21 protein-coding genes and 1 pseudogene are annotated in these 22,451 nt (G+C 64.9%); 8 read left to right on the top strand and 14 right to left on the bottom strand.

From position 1 onward, the window contains the following. Positions 1–35 precede the first annotated feature (35 nt). The 10 genes and pseudogenes from R4P08_RS16655 to R4P08_RS16610 all read right to left on the bottom strand — a co-directional run bounded on the left by R4P08_RS16655 (position 36) and on the right by R4P08_RS16610 (position 11,640). Complete coding sequence (locus R4P08_RS16655; RefSeq protein WP_317815041.1) at positions 36–506, bottom strand: hypothetical protein; 471 nt, start codon at positions 504–506, stop codon at positions 36–38. A 444-nt stretch (positions 507–950) separates the two neighbouring features. After that, positions 951–1,178 (bottom strand): annotated as a pseudogene (nrdH, locus tag R4P08_RS16650) (glutaredoxin-like protein NrdH); the annotation flags it as partial. Positions 1,179–1,552: 374 nt separating this feature from the next. Continuing rightward, the gene (locus R4P08_RS16645; RefSeq protein ID WP_317815039.1) at positions 1,553–7,288 is read right to left on the bottom strand and encodes a DEAD/DEAH box helicase family protein; all 5,736 of its coding nucleotides are present in this window, start codon (positions 7,286–7,288) and stop codon (positions 1,553–1,555) included. A 149-nt stretch (positions 7,289–7,437) separates the two neighbouring features. Then, a complete protein-coding gene (locus tag R4P08_RS16640; RefSeq protein ID WP_317815037.1) occupies positions 7,438–8,052 on the bottom strand; it encodes a hypothetical protein in 615 nt (204 codons plus the stop codon). A 179-nt stretch (positions 8,053–8,231) separates the two neighbouring features. Next, complete coding sequence (locus R4P08_RS16635) at positions 8,232–8,717, bottom strand: hypothetical protein (protein ID WP_317815036.1); 486 nt, start codon at positions 8,715–8,717, stop codon at positions 8,232–8,234. A gap of 125 nt (positions 8,718–8,842) precedes the next feature. Continuing rightward, on the bottom strand, positions 8,843–9,226 hold the full coding sequence (locus R4P08_RS16630; RefSeq protein WP_317815035.1) for a hypothetical protein: 384 nt from the start codon (positions 9,224–9,226) through the stop codon (positions 8,843–8,845). 3 nt (positions 9,227–9,229) lie between these two features. Next, positions 9,230–10,033 carry a ParA family protein gene (locus R4P08_RS16625; protein WP_317815034.1) on the bottom strand — a complete coding sequence of 268 codons (804 nt, stop codon included), beginning with the start codon at positions 10,031–10,033 and terminating at the stop codon, positions 9,230–9,232. Between the two features lie 69 nt (positions 10,034–10,102). Then, complete coding sequence (locus R4P08_RS16620) at positions 10,103–10,561, bottom strand: hypothetical protein (RefSeq protein WP_317815033.1); 459 nt, start codon at positions 10,559–10,561, stop codon at positions 10,103–10,105. Between the two features lie 379 nt (positions 10,562–10,940). Beyond that, positions 10,941–11,291: a hypothetical protein gene (locus R4P08_RS16615; RefSeq protein WP_317815032.1), complete on the bottom strand. Its 351-nt coding sequence runs from the start codon at positions 11,289–11,291 to the stop codon at positions 10,941–10,943. Between the two features lie 94 nt (positions 11,292–11,385). Continuing rightward, the gene (locus R4P08_RS16610) at positions 11,386–11,640 is read right to left on the bottom strand and encodes a glutaredoxin family protein (protein ID WP_317815031.1); all 255 of its coding nucleotides are present in this window, start codon (positions 11,638–11,640) and stop codon (positions 11,386–11,388) included. 553 nt (positions 11,641–12,193) lie between these two features. On the opposite strand from R4P08_RS16610, the gene R4P08_RS16605 reads away from it, so the two are divergent. Next, positions 12,194–13,186, top strand: a complete 993-nt coding sequence (locus tag R4P08_RS16605; RefSeq protein ID WP_317815030.1) for a hypothetical protein — start codon at positions 12,194–12,196, stop codon at positions 13,184–13,186. Positions 13,187–13,730: 544 nt separating this feature from the next. On the opposite strand, the gene R4P08_RS16600 is transcribed toward R4P08_RS16605, so the two are convergent. Continuing rightward, complete coding sequence (locus tag R4P08_RS16600; RefSeq protein ID WP_317815029.1) at positions 13,731–14,195, bottom strand: hypothetical protein; 465 nt, start codon at positions 14,193–14,195, stop codon at positions 13,731–13,733. Between R4P08_RS16600 and R4P08_RS16595 the strand changes: the two genes are divergently transcribed. After that, positions 14,194–15,336 (top strand): IS630 family transposase, encoded by a 1,143-nt coding sequence (locus R4P08_RS16595; RefSeq protein WP_317815028.1) that lies wholly within the window; start codon positions 14,194–14,196, stop codon positions 15,334–15,336. The genes R4P08_RS16600 and R4P08_RS16595 overlap by 2 nt on opposite strands. A 27-nt stretch (positions 15,337–15,363) precedes the next feature. On the opposite strand, the gene R4P08_RS16590 is transcribed toward R4P08_RS16595, so the two are convergent. Continuing rightward, positions 15,364–15,684 (bottom strand): helix-turn-helix domain-containing protein, encoded by a 321-nt coding sequence (locus R4P08_RS16590; RefSeq protein ID WP_317815027.1) that lies wholly within the window; start codon positions 15,682–15,684, stop codon positions 15,364–15,366. A 217-nt stretch (positions 15,685–15,901) separates the two neighbouring features. On the opposite strand from R4P08_RS16590, the gene R4P08_RS16585 reads away from it, so the two are divergent. Further along, on the top strand, positions 15,902–16,168 hold the full coding sequence (locus tag R4P08_RS16585) for a hypothetical protein (RefSeq protein ID WP_317815026.1): 267 nt from the start codon (positions 15,902–15,904) through the stop codon (positions 16,166–16,168). 1,016 nt (positions 16,169–17,184) lie between these two features. Here the strand turns inward: R4P08_RS16585 and R4P08_RS16580 are convergent. Together R4P08_RS16580 and R4P08_RS18565 are read right to left on the bottom strand one after the other, a co-directional pair. Then, positions 17,185–17,403 carry a hypothetical protein gene (locus tag R4P08_RS16580; RefSeq protein ID WP_317815025.1) on the bottom strand — a complete coding sequence of 73 codons (219 nt, stop codon included), beginning with the start codon at positions 17,401–17,403 and terminating at the stop codon, positions 17,185–17,187. Between the two features lie 78 nt (positions 17,404–17,481). Next, on the bottom strand, positions 17,482–17,889 hold the full coding sequence (locus tag R4P08_RS18565; protein WP_411741232.1) for a helix-turn-helix domain-containing protein: 408 nt from the start codon (positions 17,887–17,889) through the stop codon (positions 17,482–17,484). A 523-nt stretch (positions 17,890–18,412) separates the two neighbouring features. Here R4P08_RS18565 and R4P08_RS16575 point away from each other — a divergent pair. From R4P08_RS16575 to R4P08_RS16555, 5 genes are all read left to right on the top strand, one after another. Further along, positions 18,413–18,748 (top strand): hypothetical protein, encoded by a 336-nt coding sequence (locus R4P08_RS16575; RefSeq protein WP_317815024.1) that lies wholly within the window; start codon positions 18,413–18,415, stop codon positions 18,746–18,748. A gap of 49 nt (positions 18,749–18,797) precedes the next feature. After that, complete coding sequence (locus R4P08_RS16570) at positions 18,798–19,127, top strand: hypothetical protein (RefSeq protein WP_317815023.1); 330 nt, start codon at positions 18,798–18,800, stop codon at positions 19,125–19,127. Between the two features lie 41 nt (positions 19,128–19,168). Next, on the top strand, positions 19,169–19,960 hold the full coding sequence (locus R4P08_RS16565) for a hypothetical protein (protein ID WP_317815022.1): 792 nt from the start codon (positions 19,169–19,171) through the stop codon (positions 19,958–19,960). A 149-nt stretch (positions 19,961–20,109) separates the two neighbouring features. Further along, a complete protein-coding gene (locus R4P08_RS16560) occupies positions 20,110–21,702 on the top strand; it encodes a cutinase family protein (protein WP_317815021.1) in 1,593 nt (530 codons plus the stop codon). Between the two features lie 73 nt (positions 21,703–21,775). Continuing rightward, the gene (locus tag R4P08_RS16555; protein ID WP_317815020.1) at positions 21,776–22,423 is read left to right on the top strand and encodes a DUF6668 family protein; all 648 of its coding nucleotides are present in this window, start codon (positions 21,776–21,778) and stop codon (positions 22,421–22,423) included. Positions 22,424–22,451: the final 28 nt, after the last annotated feature.

Here is a 22,451-nt window from a genome sequence, read left to right as displayed (position 1 = left end):
ATTGTCTGTCCTGTCGTGGGTGCGCGGGTGGTCGGTCAGGCGAAGAGGTCGAGCTGCTGCGGTTCGCCGTCGATGGTGGTGGCGGGTTCCCAGATGGGTGCGGCTAAGAGCTTCAGGAGCGCTTCGAGGTCGGCGATGTGTGCGAGCTCGGCGTCGGTGTGGCGGCGGAATTGTCCGGCTTCGTAGGTGGCGGACTTTGCCTCGCACCATTTCTTGTCGGTCTCGCGGAAGGCGGCGATGAACTCTTCGGTGACGTACCGGGCGATGTGATGGCGGACCTTGGTCCAGGTGATGAGCAGGTCGGGGGCCGAGTTCCACGGGCGGTTCTTTCCCAGCCATACGGACAGTCCGTTGGCGCGGTACTCGTAGCTGTAGTCGTGGCAGTACCCGGCCGAGGAGCTGGCGGCGATGGCCTTGATCTGGGTGTCGGGTGTGGCGGCGAGGCGCCCGAGGCCGTGGAGCGACTGGGTCTTGGTCAGGTAGTGGAGTTCGGTGTGGTTGAGCATCGGGTGTCCTTTCGGGGTGCCCGTCTGCCTCGCGGCGATGGGCGGTGGTTCGAGGGAGGGTCAGCCGTAGGTGACGTCGCCGAAGATGCCCATTTGGAGTGCCATGTCGGCGTTGGCGGCGTCGATGTCGCCTCGGTCTCCGTTGGTGCGGTTGGCGTCGCGAAAGTCGTTGACCAGGCGGTTGTTGATGCCGCTGTCGGCGAGCAGGTTAGCTCCGCGTGCGATGGTGTTGAGGTTGACGTTGTGCTCGTTGCCGGTCTCGAAGTCGCGGACGGTGGCGGCGTAGCAGTCGCCCCCCGAGCCGAGCGGGTCGAGGTTGTCGCCCTCGGGCACGGTTCCGGTCTGGTCTTCGACGTGGATGGTCTCGGCCCAGTAGCTGACGCCGGTTTCGACGGCGGTGCTGAGTACGTCGACCAGGAACTGGGTGCGCTCGGGGCTGCGGGTGGCCTTGGTGGCGAGGGCCTTGATGCGGTCGGGGCGGTGGCCGGCCCAGTTGTCGTTGTCGGTGACGATTACGGGGGCCTGGCAGTGGCCGAGGGATCGCACGTAGTCGAGGGCGTCAGCGTCGGTGGTGAGGTCGACGGTCCTGTAGTCGAGGCCGGCCTTGTTGAGGGCCCGGATGGTGGCGTCGCACTGTACGCAGTCGGTCTTGGTGTAGACGGTGATGCTCATGGTGTTCCTCCTGGGGTTTCCGGGGGCTTGCTGCCCTCTCGGTATGCCTCAATAGTAGCACTAGTGGCACTAGTGCTGCAAGGTTTTTGCGCTCTTGACCTGGGTTTTCTTTGCGTCGGACGTGCTCCGTTGGGCTTCACGCATGGCTCCCCCTTTCCCTGATACCAGCCCGATTGGTGTGGAGCGGACGGGGTCAAGAGAGGGAACGGCGGCGGAGACAAGAAGGTCGGGGCGAAATAAGGGAGCGCAGCGACCGCGTCCCGGGCTTGTTGGCGTAGCCGGCGCACCCGAAGGGTGCCGACCTTGACCCCGGCAGCGGAACACCAAGACTGGCAGGGGCAGGGAAAGGGGCCCACCCACCTCCGCTCCCCCGCTCAGGTCTCTGGTCCGTAGTCCGGTTCGGGCTGGTTGCCGCTCCCGGTGCCGTGCCAGCCTGGGTCAGCGTCAGTGTCCTGTTCCTGCGACCGGTGCTCGAGGTATGAGGCTGTGAAGTCGTCGGTTGAGACGGTCTCCTTGCCGTCGTCGGCGACGTCCATGATCTGTCCGCGCACCTCGGCGAGGTCAACGGTTCCGCCAGGTTCGGCGACTGGTTGGGTTGAGCGGGGTTGGTCCGGCTGGGGAATTGGGGCGGTCGCTGCCCACGTTTCGAGTGCTTCTATCTCGCGGTGTCGCATCATTTCGCGGACTTCGTCCGCAGTCTCAAAGCCGAGGTCTTCCACCAGAGCCGGGGTGGGGTTGAGCATCAGCGACCATCCATCGGTGCGGCCCTTCATGAGCAGGCGGGCGTCGAGTTCGTCGCGTGCGTGTTTGGCTGCGTCGGAGTTCTCGTAGGCCGCGAGTTGATCGTTAATGCCCTCCAGCTCGGTCTTCATGGTCTGAAGCTTGGCGGCCTCTGGGAACGGCTCGTCCGGGGTGTTGTGCAGCTCGTCGAGACGTCGACGGTCAGTTTGTAGCTCGGAGCGGGCGGCCTCGACCTGGCCTGGGGCTCGTCCGATGGCGTTCTCGATGCGAGTCATGACGCCGTTGGCCATCGCAGCTCGGTTGGTCTTAGCCTCGTCGGCCGCCACGTCTAGGGTCTCGTCCTGGCCGGCGCCCCACCTGCCGAAATGGGCGTCGTCGCGTTGTGGCCAGAGCTGCTCCTGCGTGATGCTGATGCCGGCCATTGGTAGGTCACCGAACCGGAGGATCACCATGTCGTGCTCCATGACCCGGGTGATGTGTAGCGGTACGTCTGCGAATGTGGCGACGTGGGAGGACTCGTTGGGGCCGGCGCCCCGCAGCTGCACATAGGCCTCACGCAGGGTTTCAAGTAGCTGATCAGATGCGTCCTTGCGGACAGTGAACGTGGTTGGGCCGACCGTATAGGCCTTGGTCTCCTGCTCTGCCCAGGCCTGGAGGGTCGGGGCCGCGGTCTCGAGTTGTCGTAGCCGCTTCTCGTCGTTGGGGATCGACCGCGTCAGCGCGGCGATCTCGCTGCGTCGTGAGCGCATTTCCGAGACGTGACTTTCGCGGCGGGCGTCCAGTCCGGCCAGGTCTCGCTCGAGCTCCACCCGCCGGAGGTAGCGGTCATCGCCAGTGGCGATTGCCTTGACCAGGGCGGTGGACTCGGCGAGGTTGTCCGACGACAGGTCCTCGATGCTGCGGATCGAGCGGTCCGCTCGGTATAGCTGGTCGAGGAACGCTGCCTTGCGGTTGAGGGTCTGCCACATGGCCGTGTCATAGGTGGCAGTGGCGACGTAGTTGTAAACGGCGACCTCGGCGGTCTGGTTGCCCTGGCGGATGATCCGGCCCTCACGTTGTTCGAGGTCTGCGGGCCGCCAGGGAACATCGACGTGGTGGAGTGCGACCGCTCGGGTCTGCACGTTCGTCCCGGTGCCCATCTTCTCGGTCGAGCCAATGAGGACGCTGATCTGTCCGTTTCGGCACTGCTGGAAGAGTGCGGCTTTGTCGTCGGGCTTGGGGTAGTCGTGGACGAATGCGATCTGATCGGCGGGCAGCCCTCCGGCGACCAGCTCGCCCTTGATTCCTTCGTAGATGTTCCAGCGCCCATCCTTCTTGGGCACGGAGCGGTCACAGAACACGATCTGCAACCCTCCGCGGGTCTCGGATTCCTCGCCGATGTCGTCGAGGTAGACGTTGTCGCGGGTGGCGGCCCATTCGTGCAGGATGCGCCCGGCCACCTCGCGCGCCCGCCCGCCTTCGGCTGGGGCTGCCAGGTGGGCGCTCCGGGGGTCGAGGGAGACGTTGCGGCCGTCGTTGGCGATCTTCAACGAGTTGTCGAGGTCCATCCGCTTCGGGTCGACGGTGTCGGCCCGGTGTCCCAGGTCCTGGATGAAGTCTTTGACCTCCTGGCTGGGCTCGAAGTCCACGACGATGTTGGTGCCGGAGCGTTTGGCCGGCAGATTGACGGGGACCTGGTCGCGGGTCACGGCGTCGGTGAACTGACTGACCATCCCGACAAGGTCGCCGACGTTGGCGAACTGGCCGACGCGGGTGACTGAGCGGAGCTTGGTGCCCGAGGCGTTGAGTTCGACGGTCTCGGTGGTGTCGGTGAAGTTCTGTCCCCAGGCGTCGATGGACTCGACACCTGCATGGGCGAGCATGTCCGGACGCAGGTAGGTCTGCATTACCCAGAGCTCGGCTAGCGAGTTCGCGACGGGGGTGCCACTGGCAAAGCAAGCCACCCGTTCCACATATGCGTCGGCAGGAATGCCGGCTGAGGAGGCCTCTTGCCGTTTGCGATCGCGCAAGTAGTCGAGCTTCAGCTTGAGGTCCATCGCCTGTTCCGAGCCTGGGTGGCTCAGTTCCTGAACGCCGGAAGTTCGGCCTAGGTTTTTGTAGAGGTGCGCCTCGTCGATAAATAAGTAGTCCGCACCACTTTGTTCGAAGGTGATTCCGTCATCCTTCTTGGCGGAGTTCAGAGCCTTTTCGAAGTTGCCTTCCAGCCTCTTGATCGCCTTCTCGATCTGTTTGATGGTGATGGCGGTGCCGCCGTTGGTGCCTGCCTCCAGCAATGCGGTACGCATTGCGGTGAGCTGGCCGTCGATGAAGGTCGCTCGCGTTTGGCCCGAGGTATTCATCCGGGTGAAAGCGGAGAGCGGGACGATGACCATGTCCCAGTCCTGGGCGGCGGACTGGGCGAGGAGTTTTTGGCGGTCGTCGCGAGTGGTGCGGCCGGCACCGGAGAGCACGTTGGCAGCTGGGTACCACTGGGCTGCTTCGCGGGCGACCTGGTCCACGATGTGGTTGGGAACAACGATCCAGGGCTGACGCACCAGGCCGAGGCGCTTGAGCTCCATGGCGCCCATCAGCATGGTGCCGGTCTTCCCAGCGCCGACGACGTGGTTGAGCAGCACTGTCGGCTCGTTGACGAGCCTTTCCACGGCGTCCCGCTGGTACGGGTAGGGCGAGAATGTCTTGCCCAGGCCAGGAAATGTTCGACCTGAGCCGTCGTAGGCAGGAGCGACGGTGGCGTTGAACCGCCAGTTGTATTCCGTCAGCAACCGCTCGCGCCGCTCGGGATCACCGTGCAGCGCCCAGTCGGCGAATGCCTCTTGCAGTCGCTCTGCGCGCTGCTTGGCCGCTCTGGTAGCTCCAGCGTGGACGTCGCCGCCGTTCGGAACGGCCTCTTTGTATTCCTTGGATCGGTTGACTGCGATGGGCCGCGAGTTCATCAGGGACTCGAGGACCTGCCAGTGGTCGAAGGTGCCGGACCGGTCGCGGCCGAGAGAGACGCCCTGGTTGGAGAGGCGCTGTTCGCGGTCGGTGCCGACGAAGTTATAGCCGGAGCTGGAGTAGCTGCCTTTTTGTGGGACCAGGCCGTAGGCCAGGGCGTCGCCGGCATATCCGGCGTAGTAGGAATTGCCTTCGACCACCCACTCGTTGTTGACGTAGTCGACCGTGACGGCCGACTTGTCGATGCGGAAGGTGTCGGTGATGAACTGCTTGTAGTCGTCCGGGCTGACCCAGGTCACGCCGAGACGAGCGGTGATTCCATCCTCGATGCGGGCCGGGATGACGCCGCGGAGGGCCGTAGCGTTGGCGCGGTAGCGGTCGTCGTTGTTCGCCGCTGTTTCCGCCTCGGCGAGCTTCACTCGGACGTTGCCCGATAGGTAGCGGGTGCGCGGAATCCAGGTGGCGGGGTCTTCGGTCGAGCGGAAGGCCAGCGCCTCGGACTGGAGCTGCGCCTCGACGTTGTCGTTATCGGTCCCTAGGAGCTCCGCGATGCGATCGACGTTGACAGTCGCGCTCTCGTCCATGCACAGGGCCAGGGCGTCGTGGATGGTGTCGGCGTGCTCGATGGGGCGCGCGGGCTCTAGGACATCGGTGGTGAACACTGCCGCCTTGCGGCCGATCATGCGCTGCTCGTCGAACGACTCTAGGGAGAGGATCGACTGGAAGTGCGGGTCGTTGCGGATCGCGCCGACCAGGTGCGGAGCGCGCTTGGTGCGTGAGCTGGTGGGTATCCAGGCTTCGTCGTCCAGGCGCGAGTACACCTCGTCGGGGACGTCGTCTCGGCCCTCTGCGTCGAACGCTCGGCCTTCGTTCGTGATCCAGGAGTCCAGCGCCTCGACCAGACGCTTGTCGTGTAGGTCTTGGGTGACCGCTCTCGGTTCTGCCCAGGTGAAGCGGTTGATGAATCCGTAGCGCGTGACGTAGGCGTCGTAGCGGTCGTTCAGCGCTGCCCGCAGGGCATCTTTGTCCGCCGCGTCACCTCCGTCTCGCTGGATCTCGATCAGGGACAGGAAGGTGTCACGCAACTCCAGGAGGGAGCGCCATTCGGACGTGCGGCTCTGGGGGCATCCGCTGTCGGACCAGCCGGTTCCGTTGAATCGCTCGATCACATTGAGGTCTGCGTTGTGACGGAGCGCATCCACGGGGACCTCGCTCCACTGCTCGACCGGGGTAATCAGTCCCTTCTCGACGGCGAGTGAGGCGTCGTAGGTGACCGCGTTGCGCGAGGCGGTCATGCCGCGGCCGTCGAGGACCGCAGCGTCGATGACCGGGCCGAGGGCTGCGGCAATCTGCTGATCCAACGGGGTGTCGGTGTTGGGCAGAACTCGCTGCTCGTTGTTGCCGTACATACCGTGGCCGGCTGAAAGCGTCCCCAAGACCTGCTCGGGGTGATCGAGGAAGTAGTTGTTGACGCGGATCGGCACGGGCGGGGCTTGGCCGTCCGCTGTTTCCAGCTCGACGGGAACCTCAGAGGTGCCGATGAACTCTCGCGTGGTGGAGCTGGGTTCTTGACCCTCGTCACGGACCCGGAACACGAGCAGGTCGGTGACGACTTCGGTGCCTGCCACCCGGCGGAAGGCGCCGCTCGGCAGGCGTGCACCGCCGATGAGGTCGGCGCGGTCGGCCATTGCGCGGCGGGCGTCGGATTTGGCGGCGTCAGCGGTAAAGCGGCTGGTGAGCAAGGCGACGTAGCCGCCTGGGGCGGTTAGGTCCAGCGATTTGAGGATGAAATGGTTGTGGATCGAATGCTGCGCACGGTTGTGGGCGTCATCCCACAGCTTGATGTCACCAAAGGGCACGTTGCCAATGCTGGCGACGAAGGCGTTGTCCGGGACGGCGGTGTCGGCGAAGGACTCGTTACGGACCTGCGCGGAGGGGTAGAGCGAGGCTGCAACGCGGGCTGAGAGGGTGTCGAGTTCGACGCCGACCATCTGTGCGTCGGCGGGTGCGTGGCCGAGGAAGGTGCCCGATCCGCTGCCGGGTTCGAGCACCAGACCACCTTGGAAGCCAGCGCGGCGCAGCAGGTTCCACGTCTCCGCCACGACGGCAGGATCGGTGTAGTGCGCGTTGAGGATGGTGTGCCTGGCTCGGTTCCACTCGGTGGAACTGAGTAGCGATTCCAGCTCTGCACGCTCCGCTGCGAAATCGTCGCGGCGGGGGTCGAACACCTTCGGCACCGCTCCCCAACCGGACCACTGGGCGATCACGTCCTGTTCGTCAGGCGTGGCGTAGCGGTCCTCTAGCTCGATGACGCGGATCGTCTTGATCGCGGCGATGTTCGCGGCGGCACGGGCCTTCTTGCTCGAGGGCACGATGACCTCGCGGCTAGCCCGGTAGTCGACGGGGTCTGGCCGCAGTTCAGCCAGATCGTCCACTCCTCCCCCACCGCTGGCGCCGACCAGAACGAGATCCGCGGGCTCGGGTGCAGGTTCGCGCACCGCTGCCGGGTCAGGCAGCGGTGCCGCGTGGACGTTGAGCTTGGCTGGATCGACCGGCGCCGATCCGGCGTCGTCAAAGATGAGGTCTAGCTGCTCTGGCTCGTTCTTCTGAACTCGGACTGGACGCTTGCGCGTCGGTCCAGCTCCGTGGCGACGAGGTCCGTGAACTGTGCTTTGAGCGGGTCGTCCGGAGTCTCCGGGATCGGCTGCGAGTCCTCGTAGCGTGCCTGCATCAAAAAGGCCGCCATCACTCGGAAGCCGATCGTCTTCTCCGGCCAGACTTCCTCCGTCTGGGCGTCGATCTCCGGCGTCGGGTCGTCCATCAGATCCGTGTCGGTTCTCCACCGATCGGGGCTGGTCCGCCAGCTCTGGTCCGCGAACGTTTCCTTGTCTTCTTCCATCGCCGCGAGTTCCACCGCCTCGCCCAGCTCCTGGTGCAGGATCAGCTCCTCCGCCTGGGACCGTGCCCGGTTGCCGATCAGCACCGCCTCCAGAAACGGCGGGTGATGCCCCTGGTTGTCCGCCTGGAACTGCGCGATCCCCTGATCCCTGAGTCGTTGGGTCAGGTCCCCGATCAGCCCGTCCAGCCTCTCGGCCTCTACCTCGATCGCCTCCGTTAGTGCGTCCGGGTTGGGGTAACCCTGGTCTCGGCCGAGTTCCTCCCACGCCGCCTGTACGGCTCTGCGGGTCATCTCCGACATTGCTGTCTCCTTGGGTGGCGTCATCATCAAAGTCGAATAGCGAGTGTTGGTCTGACAACGGTGCCTCCACGATCGCGTCCGGTTTGGCCTCTCCATACGATCCCGGCCTGCCGTAACAGTACGACTAACAGTACGTAGTCGCCCTGCGATGCACGCTCCCTGCGCCAGTCTCTTGCTCTTCATCCCACCTCCCCCTCCTGCCAGTTTCCGCGTCGTTGCTCGACCTCTCGATGAACCTCTCCGGCGAGGTCCGCCCAGTCGAGTTCGGGCTCCACCGCATCGCCGATGAGGTGGCCGATCTGGCGCACAACAGTGGCTACGTCCACGTCGCCTTCTACGACAACGGTCGCAACAGCGACGGCAAAGCGCAGACAGTCCTCTCGACGGTGCCGCGCGGCAAGCACGGACAGAAGCTCGCGACACTCCCCCAGTGAGGAACCTGCTCTTCCCTGTTCGGCGAGCTCGTAGCCAAGCGCCCGTCCTGCCAGTGTTGCCATGGTGTGCAGTTGACGCTCGGGCAGTTCCGAAGAAACCGAGAGCAGAACAGCCTCCGGGCGCCTATGTGCTCCGACGACTACTCGCTGCCGCGGATCCTCGGACACCTGCTTGATATATGCAGCGAGATTGGACTTCATCTCGTTGGTGGCCAGGACGTTGGTTGTCATGCACTGAGTTATACGCGCAAAGTAGGCCTGAAACTAGGCCTACTTTCTCCAGTCGCCGAAATGCACTAGCGCCCCCTGTAACACAAGGGGCGCTAGTGCCGCTAGTGACTCTAGTGGTACTAGTGCTATTTCTCGAGCTGGTCCAGCTTCTCGTCGATCGCCTCGCGGATGAGGTCGGCAATGGCGTCGTAGGTGGTCGCATTGCTCTTCCACACATTCTTGAGGCGGGCGTGACGCTCGCTGCCGAGAACCACGGCGACCTGGCCGGAACGGTCCCACCCCTTCGCCTTGCCGACTGCACTCTTCTTGGCCAGCTTCTTTGCCGGCTTCTTGGCCGGCGCCTCCCCCGCCTGCGAGTCGGTCGGGCTGGCCACTTCGGACTCCTGCTCGACGGGTTCCTCCGCGACCACGGGACCCTGCGCGGCCCCGGACAAATCGCTGTACATGGAACGCGGCTCCCTCTTCTTACGTGCGGGGGCGGTCGGTCCCGGCGGCAGTTTGTCAGCCATCGTTCAGTCCTTTCCGGTGATCGTGGTGAGCATGTCGTCGAAGAATCGCGCTACTTCGACGGCGCGAATCTCGGTCAGCTCGTCGAAGCCGTACCCTGCGGCGTTTGCGCGTTGAATGAAGGCCAAAAGAGGTACCGGGCGCCCCAGGACGGGAATCTCCGCGTCGCGGGCGTAGTTCTCAATCTCGACAACGAAGGCCTCTTCGGTCTTGACGCCCGTCCGGTGACCGTTGATCACGATTCCGCCGATCTCGATCTCCCGCCCAATGACCTGACCCAGTTGATCGTTGGCGGTGTCGATGGTGTTGACGATGCGGCCCACCCCGACAAACCCAGCCGACGACGGATCGGTGACGATGATGACCGAATGCACGGCGGCAAACGCGTTGGTCAGCGTCAGTCCGAGTGCAGCCGGACAGTCGATCACCACGAGGTCGTACGCGTCGTCCGGGAGCTGGCTTAGAGCTTTGCGAAGGGTCAGCTCCCGCATCATCGCCCCGGTCAGTGACATCTCGACGGCGACGTAGTCGTCTAGCCCGGAGGGTACGAGGTCGATGTTGGCCCGCCTGGTGGACACGATCGCGCTGGCGATCGGGGTGCTCATCGACGGATCCATGACGTCTGCGATGGTTAGCTCGAACCAGTCGTCGGCGTTTCGGGCAGTGAGTTGCTGAGTGAGGTTACCCTGCGAATCCAGGTCGATGCCCAGTGCTTTCTGGCCACGAGCTGCCGCTGCGTGCAGCAGTGACTGCGCTACCGAGGTCTTGCCCACCCCGCCTTTGAGGTTCGCTACTGCGACGATCTTCATGTTGCCTCCCGCTAGTGACTCTAGTGACTCTAGTGCAACTAGTGGCGCTTGCGCCGCAAGCGCCACTAGTTACTTGAGTGTCGACCTAGGCGCGCCGGGCACTGTCGAGGACGAGCTGGCCGGGGATATGGATCGCGGCCCATTCCGCCATCTCACCGTCCAACTCGAGTCCGAGCTCCCGCATGGCGCTGCGTAGCCCGCCAGTCTCAAACTCGCGGACGTAGATGGGCGGTCCTCAATGCCACAGTCAGAGAACTGGTTGAAGTACTCGATCTTGACCGAGCCCGGTCCGATCGCCACGGGGGTCGCTACCGCTCGCACCTCTTCGTCGCCGTGGATGATGCCCTCCATGACCCACCGGTAGGCGTTGTCGTTCCCCGCGGCCTGGAACAGGCGGGCGATGATCATGACTTCACGGGCGGTCAGGTGGGAAGTCAGTGCGTGCAGAACTTCGGAGTCCGAGAGCAGTGCCGCAACATCCGACAGCGCCACTCCGAGGTCCGCAAGACTCTTGTACGAATCACTCATGGTGTTCCTCCTGGGGTTTCCGGGGGCTTGCTGCCCTCTCGGTATGCCTCAATAGTAGCACTAGTAGCACTAGTAGCACTAGTGGCACTAGTGGTGAAAGGTTTTTGCGCTCTTGACCTGGGTTTTCTTTGCGTCGGACGTGCTCCGTTGGGCTTCACGCATGGCTCCCCCTTTCCCTGATACCAGCCCGATTGGTGTGGAGCGGACGGGGTCAAGAGAGGGAACGGCGGCGGAGACAAGAAGGTCGGGGCGAAATAAGGGAGCGCAGCGACCGCGTCCCGGGCTTGTTGGCGTAGCCGGCGCACCCGAAGGGTGCCGACCTTGACCCCGGCAGCGGAACACCAAGACTGGCAGGGGCAGGGAAAGGGGCCCACCCACCTCAGTCCTGTCGCTGTGCCGCCGATTGTGAGGAGTGGCCGAGGTCGATGCCATGCACGATAAGGGTGACAGCGCCGTCGTCAGCGGTTCGGACGCGGATCTCGTCCTCGGCGTAGGCCAGGATTTCGTCGCCGTTGGAGAATGCCTTCTGGATAGCGGCGGACCATTGGAACAGCTTGCTGTCGACGAACTGTATTTCGTACCGGGTGGGGGAGGGCCTGGACCCGGGTTGCCCGCCGTGTTGAGCGCGGGAGTGATCGTCGATCACGCGGACTGCGGAGAGGGTAGTCGAACCTCGCTTGGTCGCCAGGGGAGTGACGTGCAGATGTGTGATGATGCCGCGAACGATCATGTTCCGACCCTACCGGGGCCGCCAGAGGCGGCGCTAGTGCCACTGGTGGCACTAGCGACGCTAGTGCCACCAGTGGCGCGATTTAGGCTCCTAGCTAGGCCGGTGGTCCGTACTGCGTGATGATCGTCTTGATGTGTTCAGGGCGGCATCCGCACCATTCCAGAGCAGGAGTGATCACCACAGGCAACGCGGTCACCCAGTCCAGTTCAGTCAGCCCGTCGAGGGCGGCCTGGTCCTGGTCAACGTCGATGTAGAGAAAGTCGAGGCTTGCCTGATCGAGCAGTTTCTTGGTTCTCATACAGGGAGGACAGGACGGTCGACCGTAGAGAGTGACGGTCGGTTCGATCATACGAGGCTCCCGCTTCAAGGCATGGCCTCGTTAAAGTAGTTGTCGTGCCTCGTCTTTCGCAGTTCCTCCGCCCAACCCGGTCTCCGGTTGATGCAGCGGTGGATCAGCTAATGGAGCGACTTTCCATCGCTAGCGTTCCAGCGAGCGATGCCGCCATCTTGGCGGCGACTTCGGACGTGTCGGGGGACTCGGTCACGCTCGAGGAGGTATCTCAGCCGCGCGGTCGGTACGGGATGGTGACTCGGACAACTCTGGGGCACGTCATCATGCTCGATCCGGCTCTGCCTGGTGATCTTCGCCTTCATACCCTGTTGCACGAAGTGGGACACATATTGTTGAGGCACCACGATGCTGGCGGCCCTGGCGCACCCGATCGGCTGGCCGCTCTGGTAACGGGACAGCCTGTCTCGGATGGGATCTCGTGCGCCGTTCCCGAGTTTCGCGAGTGGGCGGAGCGCGAGCGCGAGGCTGAGCAATTCGCTTCGACCGTCATTCGGAGACTTCGTCGCGGCCTGACTAGTCGTCATCTGTCCCGGCTCGACGAGGCGTTCGGGTGACGACGCTAGCGGTCCTTGTCGTCCTGGAGCTGCTGTTGCTGACGTACATCGTCACTCGCATCTTGCGAGCCCAGGTGGCGCCTAATCCGACCCTTCGAGCGGCGATTCTGACATCTATCGCTCTGTTTGTCGGGATGCTCTCGGTCACTGAGCCTGTCGAGGTCATTCTGCGAGGCCCCGGCGGTATGACGGTCGGCGCTCCAACGATGCTGAAGCACTTAGCCATCTTGGGGTGCGCGGCCGGCGTCCTGCTTATGGCGATGGCCCAACGGGCGCTATACCGACCTAAGGCCGAGCTCGCCGTTTGGGCCAGTTTCCTAGCGACAGCTGTTCCTATGCTCATTTTGCATGTCATTGCGGGCGGCGGCGGGCTTCTGAACAGCGTTGATTATGTGGAATGGTCTCACTCTCAACCGTTGCTATTGGCGGGCATGTTGATCGCCTACCTCGGCGGCCTCGTGGCGTGCTTCGGCTTCTTTGCCGTCATCTGGCCCCTCCGCCTGGGCACTGCCTCCGGTCGTGGATTGGCGATCATGGCCGTCGGTGCAGTGTTCCTGGCCGGTTGGTGCGTGTTCCGCCTCAATTATCTCTGGGAGGCTGCAACGGCAACGACGCCGCCAACCGACTCGCAGTTCCTGGTCACTCAGGTGCTGTCGGTGATGGGGATGTTGCTCTTGACGGTGGGCCTGCTCTGGTCGACGGCAGAGGCCGACCTTGCAGCGTTGAAATACTGGATGCGTTTTCGCGTGCTCAGTGCCCGGGTCCTCGAAGTTCTTCCCGAGGTGCGGCGCACATCAGATTGGCGGCTGGGTCTGGATACGTGGGTACTCGATCGAGCCGTCGAGGTTTTGGACGGCCTTCACCAGATCGACCGCGTCACGGTGGGACCGACCGGGTTCCCACAGCCTCCGGAGTGTGTCAGTGACGTCGAGATACCTGCCGTCGTAGCCAAACTCGGTCGCACTTACCAAGGAAAGGTCCGTGTATGACTCCGGAGAAGGTGCTCACCGAGGTTTTCGCTCCGTGGGTGGTGTTGGCGGTGGGGTCCACCCACTTGGGCCGCGCGGTGCGATCGCCCGGGTGGGGGATCGCCACCGCGGCCGGCCTTGGACTAGTGCCGCAAGCGGCGATCGCCTGGCGGGTTCGTCGCCAGGGACTCAGTGACCATCACGTCACCCGGCGCGAGGACCGCCCCTTGGTGATCGCCGGGATCGCGGTTTCCGTGAGCACCTTGATGGCAGCTCAGACTCGTCGTTCTGCTCCTCCGGAGCTGCGCCGAATGACTCGTGCTGCGCTGCTCACTCTCGGGGTTGCCGGTGCTGCAACTCTTCGAGTCAAAGTGTCGTTTCACACTGCTGTATTGGCCGGCGTCGTTGCAGTTCTTGCTCGCGAGGTCTCTCCGCGGTACTGGCTAGGGCTGGGACTAGTGCCGCCGGTTGCGTGGGCTCGGGTGCGGATCAGTCATCACACGCCGCTGGAAACGGCTCTGGGCTGCGGGCTCGGCGCGGCCGGGGGCTACTGGGGTGGCGGCCGCTAGTGGGCATCTCCGTTAGTTCGTCGGGGGTCGGTGATCCAGGCGGTGGGGTCGCCGAGATAGAGGCCGCAGGCGGTGTCGAGGGCTTCTGCGGGAGTGCCTGAGGGCCATCCGTTTGGCAGGGCGGCTTGCTGGTAGTCGTCATGGCTGGCGCGGTAGATCGCAAAACCCCACTGGCTGGCTGATCCGGCGTAGCGCAGTCGGCAGAGCTTGACTTCGTCCCCGTCGGTCAAGGTGGCATCGATGTAGGCGAATCCGGCCCGGTAGCGGGTGTGCAGGGCCTGGATCTGGGGCCACCGTTCGGCAGCGCGGGCCAGCAGTTTCTGTCGCAGTGAGGTCTGGGTCGACTCGGGGATCTTGGCCATGATCTCCATCATCGCCGCCGCCGGTTCTCGCCCTCGACTTTCGGCTTGTTCCGGCGTGGCGGCTTGGCGGGCACCGCTGGGTGCGTCAGAAATGAACATGCCCCCCACCAGCGCCGTTATCGTCATCCTCACCGACAAAGAACGCGACGTGCTGACCCGCCGCGCGCAAGCTGCCCGCTGTGCGCACCGCGATGTACTGCGAGCCCGGATCGTCCTGGCGGCCGCCGACGGTGACACCAACGCTGCGATCGCCCGCGAGGTCGGGGTGTGTCAGGACACGGTGCGCCAGTGGCGGCATCGGTTCTGCACCGAGCGCCTGGAGGGTCTCAAAGATCGGCCCCGCTCGGGACGACCGCGAGTGTTCACCCCCGTCGAGGTCGCCCAGGTCAAAGCGTTGGCGTGTACGCGCCCGGCTGACCACGGTCTGCCACTGACCAGATGGTCGGCCGCCGAGTTGAGAGCCCACGCCGTCGCCACAGGGCTGGTGCGCCCCGTGGCGTCGGCGACGATCGGGCGCTGGCTGGCCGCAGATGCGATCAAGCCGTGGCAGCACCGGTCGTGGATTTTTCCCCGCGACCCCGACTTCGCCGTCAAGGCCGCCCGGGTGCTGGACCTGTACCACCGGCGCTGGAACGGCGTTGCTCTCGGCGACGATGAGTACGTCATCAGTGCGGACGAAAAATCACAGCTCCAAGCCCTCAAACGCCGTCACGCCGAGACTCCCGCCAGGCTCGGTCAGCCGCGGCGCGTGGAGTTCGAGTACCGCCGCGGTGGGACGTTGGCCTACTTCGCCGCCTACGACGTCCACCAGGCCCGCGTGATGGGGATGACCGCACCCAAGACAGGGATCGCCCCGTTCACCGAACTGGTCGAGCAGGTGATGACCCAAGAGCCATACGCATCCGCGAAGCGAGTGTTCTGGGTCGTCGACAACGGCTCATCCCACGCAGGTCAGGCCTCGAAAGACCGGATGCGTCATGCGTTTCCCAACGCGGTCCTGGTGCACCTTCCGGTGCACGCCTCGTGGCTCAACCAGGTCGAAATCTACTTCTCGATCCTGCAGCGCAAAGCCATCGCCACCGGCGACTTCGCAGACCTCGACGATCTCGCCGCACGCATCCTCGCGTTCCAGGATCGCTACAACCGAAGCGCCGAGCCGTTCGGCTGGAAGTACACCCGCGATGACCTCAACCGCCACCTCGACCGCCTCAACAACGACGGCACCCTCCGCGCAGCATGACCCCCGACGAACTAACGGAGATGCCCACTAGTCCGCCAGGCCTGCGCGTCGTCGTTCTTCTTCCACTGCTCGACTAATCCGTTCGAGTGCATCTGCGGGCAGGTCAATTGCTCGAGCAGACACCGCGAGGACTTCGCTCTCGCTCACACGCCGGAGCAGAGTGATGTAGTCGTTGGTCCGTCGGTATTCGTCCTCATCTACGAAGTAGTCCTCGGTGACACCGAAGAATGCCGCCAGGTGACGCACGATCCGCTGGGAGGGGTCTGTCCGGACGCCCCGAAGGAGTTCCGAGAGGTACTGCTGGCTGAGGTCGCCGCCAAGATCCTTGACGCCAGCGACGATCTCCATCTGGGTGTATCGACTTCGACCCGGAGGGTGCACGGTGTCCACGAGCTTGTGCAGCTTCTCAGCGAACGTGCTTCGTGTGTCACCTGGCCTTTGCCCCATGAGAGCAATATTACGTGTTCGCTGTTAATGATGACGCGTCACGTGCAGCTTGGCGGAGGGCGAGTGTTCGACGGAACTCCGCCATTGCGCTTCTCACGTGGGTGGTCGAGGCCCGCTGTTGGCCCGCCTGTTCGTCACGCTCTGCTCGCTCTCGCTGCTGGTCACGTTCAAATTGATGGCGTTCTGCCTCGAGCTGACTGGGGGAGGGTTTGGCCAACCGATCGGCGATACGCCCCAATCGGTGTCGGAGAAATGCGGCGGGATTGGCGATGTGCTGTGGCCAATCGCGTGGATTCGTACGGGCGTCAATGTCGAGTACGGCAACGAGATCCCTGGCTGTCCAACGCTGGTAGTCGACCATTTCCGTGATGACATCGACCAGTGAACCCAGGTGGCGACCGTTGTCCAGGCCGTGAGTTCGTGAGATGAGTTCGGCGGTGACGAGTTGGGCCTCTAGAGGCCGGGGGACCCCTTTGTTTCGAGGAGAGCGCCCGGAGGGCGCCTGCGTGCGCGTGAGCGCGCGCTTGGGTGAGTTACTTCTACGGGGAGTTTTACTCCCCGTAGAACCCCTACGGGGTAGTAACGATTTCGTATGCCACCTGCGGATTGAGGTCAGCACCCAGGTGGAGGCCGCCCGCAGTTGCACGCAATCGTGGTGCACTGCTGCCGCTAGCCGTTCGTCTGCGGTCAGATAGCGGCCCCGGACGACCTCGACGGCCAGCCCCAGGAGCTCGAGGACGCGGCGGGTGTTGGCGACAACGTCGTGGCTCCACGGACGTGAACGGTTTGCCTTCTCCGCGGCGTACGCCGCGATGGTGGCGTTTGAGGCTGTGAGATGTCGTCCTGTCCCACTATCGGCGTAGTGGGCGCACCCGCGGGCGATGGCGCGTGCGGTAGCCGGAGATAGGTGCCGGGACCGACAAAGGCGCCGGCCTTCATCGGAGGCCAACGCGACGTCCACAGCGAGAAGCCAACGGGCCCGCCCGGGCCAGCACAGGGCGGGGAGTCGTCCCGGCAGTGCCCAGGAGCGACCACGTTGGCCGTGGGTACGGTTGGCCGCCTCGGCGTCAGCGATGCGGGCCTCGATCGTCTGGCCGATCGAGGGAGAAGAGTCAGAGATGGTGAGGGTGCGCGGTGCATTCTGACAATCCAGCGTGGCGATGCTGGACACGTCATTTGGGTATGCGCTACCCTCGGAACAGCTAGGCAAGCTGTTTCCGCCTTTCGGGTGGGCACCAAATACCGGATCACGAGTTGGCGCTCGTGCCGGTCACACTTTGAGCGATCGCCTTTCGGTTGGCCCCGGAGGGCGATCGCTTTTTTGTGCGGGTGCGCTATGCGGTTGTCAACGACGATGCTGTCGTGTTCGCGGTGCGCCTCCTGTCTGTAGGGGAGTAGGGCTCAGCCAGCGCGACCGATGAGGTCCAGAGTGCTGGGGGACGCGGCGTCGCGCCGCTTGTACTCGGCGAGCCCATAGGTGACGACGTCCTGCAACACTTCCCACCGCTTCCGTCCAGATCGACGCCAGGTGGCGTTGAAATCTGCGACGAGCGCTTTGTCGATCTCACCGTTGAGCTGAGTGCGATCATCGCGGGTGCGAGGGCGGCCGAAGGTCGTCATGGGAATATTAATAACACGTATGTGATTCGCAGTCGAGGATTTGCCACATCCTCGGCGTGTTGAGAATATAGCGCGTGCCTAAGGGAGTTTGCTACCGGCGTGTCGCCGACGATCTTCTCGCGAGCGATTCCACGCCGCCAGCACTCGGCCCGGTTCGACTTCATAGACCCTGGCCAGGGGCTCGCAAAGTTCTTCTCGGGGGACGGCGACACCCCGCTCCATCTTGGACAACTGAGGCTGTCGCAGGCCGGCAGCTGATGCCGCATCGGCCTGGAGAAGTCCGGCATGGACCCGCAGGTCATGCAGCCGCTCATCGTCCTCGCTCACGAGCGTGAGGTCCGCGGGGCGGAGCTTGAGGACCCGCGCCAGCTCCACGAGCAAGGGGGGTTCGGGAGTTCGCCGAGCAGACATCCAGCCCTCTACGGTGCTGGTAGAGACCGCGAGGACAACCGCAAGGTCCTCCACGGTGGCGCCACTCCTAGACATGGCCGAGCGAAGTGCGGTGGGGGAGACATATCCCGCGCGGCGCGACATGGACCCTCCCTCATCGGCATGACCTACCCGACAAGTGTTCCTAGGTTCGCGCTCGACAATCGCCACTAGCGGAATATAGCGCGGGGTTATAGGGTAGGGGAAGCCGAGGTGAAACGACGGCGACCGGCAGCGAGCAGGGTCCCTACGAAGGCGCTACAGTGCGTACCCTAACAGTACGGTTAGCAGTACGCCGGACTTGGAACGAGGAGACGAAGTGATCCAGAGGCAGAAGCGGCCCCTTTCGCGGCCGGCGATCAGGGGAGCGGTTGTCGGCACGTCGACCGCCCTCATCGCTTTCGGCAGCGTGTACGTGGCCTTGGCCGGGACCCAGGCTGGACTCAAAGAGGCCCAGTCGCCCGGAGTCTCGGCCACCTCAACCCAGCCCGGTGTGGCGGTAGCCCAGCAGAGATCAGTGGTCGCTGTCTCTGCCAAGCCGTCGCCCACACCGCGGGCTACGGCGAAGCCCACTCCAGCAATGCGGCAGGCAGGCATCGCAGAGGCAGCTAAGCCCACCACCTCCAAGGAGGTAGTGGCGGAGACCTCGGACGCCCCGGAAGTTCGCAAGCTCTCTGCGGACCTCCGGCAGGTTCCTGCGCCGGTCCGTCAGGCCCCGGTGCAGCAGGTTCCTGCGCCGGTCCGTCAGGCCCCGGTGCAGCAGGTTCCTGCGCCGGTCCGTCAGGCCCCGGCTCCGGCCCCGGCTCCGGCCCAGCAGGCGCCGGTGGCCCCGCCGGTAATCACGATCGACCTCGGAGGACGGGCGCCGGTGGTGCCTCAGGCTCCGATCGCCCCGAAGCAGCTCCACATCGGCTGACGGCCGCACGGTCGCCAGCGCTCACCCAAATCAGAAAGAGGAACACGCAATGCTTACAGCAGCTACCGCCATCTCCAGTGCAGTCATCGCCGCCCTGGTGGCTCTCGGCCCCATCGCGGCACCCGTGATTGGCGCCGCAGTCGCCGCTGGCCCCATCGCCACTGCAGGTACTGCGGTCGCTGGCCTGGCCGGCACCGGTTCGGCAGCAGGCGGATCCGCCGCGCTGGGCGCCGGCGCAGGAGCGATCGGTGCAAACCCGCACGCGACGCTTGGCGTTGAGAACGGGATCAACGACTCGATCAACCAGGCCAAGGATGCCGCCGCCGGGAGCATTAACAACCTGAACATCCCGAACGTCCCGCCGGTCTCTTTCAACTGACACCCCACTGACGAGCACTCATCAGAGAAGGGACGCTGCGCGTGAGCATCGACGACGATCAGCCCGAATGGTTCTCTGGAGAGGGCTCATCAAATCCTGTTGACCGTCCAAAGGGCTTCCGCTCCGACTACCGCTTGGAGGCCGTTCCGTCTACCACTTCCGAGGCCGATGCTTCGGACTGGTTTGACCAGAGTTCGGCTGAACCTGACTCTGCGGATGGCCCACTGCCAGACGCGGACCGCCCACGTGGGCGGTCCCGTGCGCTAGGTGCCAAGTCATTGTTTGCCGGGTCGGTAGCGGTAGTTCTGCTGGCCCTGGCGGGAGCGGCCTGGTTCCTGTCCTCGCTCCTGGGCGGATCGGATACATCAACGGCAGCGCCGCTGACTGTCCCGTCCACGCCCGCGGCTACAAGCTCTCCGGCGGAGGCGGCGACTCCGTCGGCTGCTGCGGTTTCTGCGCCGCGCTCGAAGTGCGAGGAGACCTCGTCTCCGACGGTCACCACCGGTGACGGCGCTGGCGACACCGATTCTGTCGCCGGCGTCGTTCTCGCGTTTCAGCACGCCTACTACGTCGCCCGGGACTCGAAGAAGATCGAACCCCTGCTGGCTAAGGACTCCACGATCACCGATCTGGGGGCACTCCAAGCGGGCATCGACTCGGTTGAGCGCGACACCACTCACTGCCTGTGCATCGTCTCTGACGGCGACGGTGCTGCCTCGGTCGAACTGACTGAGACAGCCCCCGATGACGCGCAGACCGTCTACAAGCAGCGCGTAACGACCACCCGCGAGAGCGGCAAGGTCCGAATCGTGTCGATCGAAGACAAGTCATGACGACTCCCGTCTCCCCTCAACGAAGGAACTCGGTGCCTCAGATGCGTGCTATCCAAATCGGAGCTGTGGTCACAGTGTCGGCCGTGGTCGCGGTGTCTCAAGCCGGATCGGTACAGGCGCAAGCGACGCCCAGTCTGGTTACCCCGACCGTGACGGCGACCAGCCCGCTGACCTCGACGGTGGAGGTGCCCACGTCCGCACCGCTGACCTCGCAGCAGCTCACGAGCGAGGTCGAGCTGCCGGATGCCGCCAACGGCGGGTGCCCCGCGGTGCAGCTGGTCGCCGTCAACGGCACCGGCCAGGCCTCGCGCAACGACTCCACCTCCTCGGATACCGGATGGATGGCCGGCATCGTCAGGCCAGCCACGCAGGCAGCGAACGCTGATGGTGAAGACCGCCTCGGCCGGGTCTACGTGCCGTACCCGGCCAGCTTTGGCGGGATGACTCCCGACGATGAGCGAGAGACCTACGCCGAGTCGATGACTGTCGGCGTCGAGAACGGCAAGAAGCTCATCAAGGAAACGCTGAAGCGCTGCCCCGACACGAAGATCTTCGTCTCGGGCTACAGCCAGGGTGCGCAGGTCGCCTCCGCCATTACCCGTGACATCGGTGCCGGTGATGGTCCCGCCACACCGGACCAGTTCGCTGGTGCCGCTCTCATGAGTGATCCCACTCGCGAGGCCGGATCTGCGGTTTTCCCAGACGATCCGGCACGAGTCTCCCCGGCACCGGTGCCGGGAACCGATGGGCAGGCCGTCGCGGCCGTGGACGCCGCGGGAGCGGCCCCTGTCGCGCCCGGAGGCGGTATCGCCCCGAACACCGCAGCGGCCGACTTCGGTGCGGTGGCTGACCGCGTTGCCAGCTTCTGTGTGCCGGGGGACTTGGCGTGCGACACCGAGGAAGACGCCGACTTGCTCAAGCTGGTCGCCAACGTGGCCGGCCAGTCCAAGGTCAATCCCGACGAGCTGGCCTCGGACCCCGTCCGAGCCCTGGCCGACGTCGCCACCGTCACCGGCCAGTCCGTTCTGTTCGCGGGCGTCGAGACGATCACCGACGACATCAACTTCTCTGCCGAGGACGGATTCACGATCGCTCCGGCCACGCGGGACACGACCACCCTTGCCCGTGTAGCCAAGTACAGCGACCCCGCGGCCCGACAGGGAACCGAGATTGACGCCGTTGTGCAGGCGGGCATGAAGTTGGCGGGAATGGCGCTGGCGGCAACGGTCACCGTTGCCCGTGACGTGCTGACCCCGACGAATATCGCCGAACTCATTGCTGCTGGCGTTGCCAGTCCTCCGGCCGCTGCGGCGCTCCTGGCGGGCAAGCTCGTGGTCTCCGCGACCAACCTCATCACCCCGGTAACGATCAACTCCGGGATGCAGCGGGTCGCCACCGAGATCGAGCAGACCATCAAGGGCAACGAGGACCTGGTCAAGGTCGCCACCGATGTGCAGAGCTGGGAGGCCATCGGCGGAGCGCACGGCGCCTACGACCGGACGGCGTTTAGCCGGTCGGGTGCAACCCCTGCCTCGATCGCCCAGCAGTGGACCGTCGCCGCCGCCAACGACGTTGCGGCCTCCCGCGGCCTGCCGGTGACGCAGGCCGGTGGCGGCATCGACGACCGCGATCGGATCGAGCAGATCCGCGCCGGCGTTCCGGCCACCTCGGCTCCGGTAGCTGCGGGAACCACCCTCGCGGACACCGCCGCCCTGCAAGCGGCGCTGGCGTCGATCACCTGACCTGGCAGGCAGGGCTTCGGCCCTACCGCTAAAGAGCGTGCTCAAACGATGACGACACGACAAGGAGGAGAACATGGGCACCGCTGATGCGACCCGGCCAGATGACTCCACCCCAGCCACTGCCATCCCGACCTGGATCACTGCTCCCTCGGAGTCCGAACGGGCTCCGGTATGGGAGTCGCGCCTTCTCCGCAAGGCGGGGGAGCCGGCACCAGTGATGTGGCTGCTCGGGGCTCACGGTGGGGCCGGGGTGACCACCCTGGAGTCGGTTTGGGCACCAGCTGCGGACAGCCGCCGAGGGTGGCCTGCTGCCGAGAAGGCCCCCTTTGTTGTGGTCGTTGCTCGGATGCACGCGACTGGCCTGGATGCCGCGCACCGGCTGGTGATGCAGCATCGCGCGGGCGCGGCCAGCTCCTGCTCCTTGCTGGGGCTGGTCACCGTGGCCGCAGCCCCCGGCAAACCCGACGTGTCGCTCGCTCGCCGCCGCGAGCTCGTCGCCGCTGCCGCCGGTGCCGACTGGCACATCGGATGGCTGCCGGAGCTGCTGTCGACCGATTCCGCCGCGCTGGCGACCTGGACTCCGGGCTACACCGCTCCATCCGCTCGCAAGTTGGCCCGTCCGCTCTCTGCGACTGAAGCCGTCCCGACCGCGTTCTCCAGCGTGGCCGACGAGCTGTTTTCCGCAGCTCGCGCCGCCTGGAACTCGGCGATGACCTCCTGACCACCCCCGCACACACTCAGTCCCGAAA

The organism is Rhodococcus sp. IEGM 1408 (assembly GCF_033142235.1).
Lineage (GTDB): Bacteria > Actinomycetota > Actinomycetes > Mycobacteriales > Mycobacteriaceae > Dietzia.
Note: the sequence above shows the minus strand (reverse complement) of the source record. Positions and strands in the feature narration are given on the sequence as shown.